General features: G+C 52.2%; 3 protein-coding genes. All 3 read right to left on the reverse strand.

Annotated elements, in window-relative coordinates:
- A partial coding sequence (locus MHY24_RS12200) for a DDE-type integrase/transposase/recombinase (RefSeq protein WP_367398066.1) occupies positions 1-180 on the reverse strand: 180 nt, incomplete at its 3' end.
- Between the two features lie 189 nt (positions 181-369).
- Positions 370-579: an IS3 family transposase gene (locus MHY24_RS12205; RefSeq protein ID WP_367174027.1), complete on the reverse strand. Its 210-nt coding sequence runs from the start codon at positions 577-579 to the stop codon at positions 370-372.
- A 5-nt stretch (positions 580-584) separates the two neighbouring features.
- Complete coding sequence (locus tag MHY24_RS11975; RefSeq protein WP_367398065.1) at positions 585-932, reverse strand: transposase; 348 nt, start codon at positions 930-932, stop codon at positions 585-587.
- Positions 933-992 lie beyond the last annotated feature (60 nt).

Genomic DNA, 992 nt, shown 5'->3' on the forward strand with positions numbered 1-992 from the left:
CTGTTCGCTGGTGAACTGGGTACCACGATCGGCGTGGAAGACCACGCCGTCGGGTACTTCACCACGCAGGGTGTAAGCCATGCGCAGTGCACGTTCAACCAGGTAAGAATCCTGCACACTATCCATGGACCAGCCTAGGACTCGGCGGGAGTGTCCATCGCGGATAACGCATAGGTACAGCTAGCCCTCATTCGTGCGCAGATGGGTAAAATCCGACATCAACACTCGATTAAGCTGGCCTTGATCAAATAGGCGTTTTACCAGGTCTACAAGCGTGAACTTCTGCTTGGATTGAATTGTCGTTACGGGAACAAACGCCCTGTGTGAGATACCCTCAATACCCATCATCCGCATGCGTTTGGCCACGGTTTAGCGATTGACATAGACCCCATCCTCAGAGAGTTCTGCACTAATCCGTGGGGCACCGTAGACTTCGTCAGAATCTTCCCAGATATCAAGAATTTTCCTGTCTAACTGGTCGAGGAATCTCTGACGCTGATTTTCACCACGAAGCCGTACTGCTTGAGCCTTTTGCCATTTATAGTAGCCAGAATGGGAAACCTCTAATAACCTGCTCATCCGTTTTATGCTGTAGTTCGCCTTCTCCTGGTGTAGTAGCTCAAATTTTTCCGATCGCGTTGCCTCAAAGCGACGAAGGCGGTGCCTTTTGACAAGAACTCACTATCCATCTTGGCCTCAGCTAACTCACGACGCAGGCGAGCGTTTTCGGCTCGTATATCGGCATCACTGCGGCCATCTACCGAGCCTTGGCGTTCCCGCTCGAGTGTGACCCACCTGCCTAAAATTGTGGCTGATACGCTAATTTCCTTAGCCGCATAAGCGATTGGGCGCCCGGACTCAATGACCAGTCTGGCAGCCTCCTGCCGGTACTCCGGGGTGTACTTCTTCCCTGACGAACTCACAATGAACACCCGCTCCTACAGGCACAAGATCCGTACTAATAGGGTGTCCACTAAACGAGGGTAACCTCA

Source organism: Corynebacterium sp. ACRPQ (assembly GCF_022347225.1).
Classification (GTDB): domain Bacteria; phylum Actinomycetota; class Actinomycetes; order Mycobacteriales; family Mycobacteriaceae; genus Corynebacterium; species Corynebacterium tuberculostearicum_D.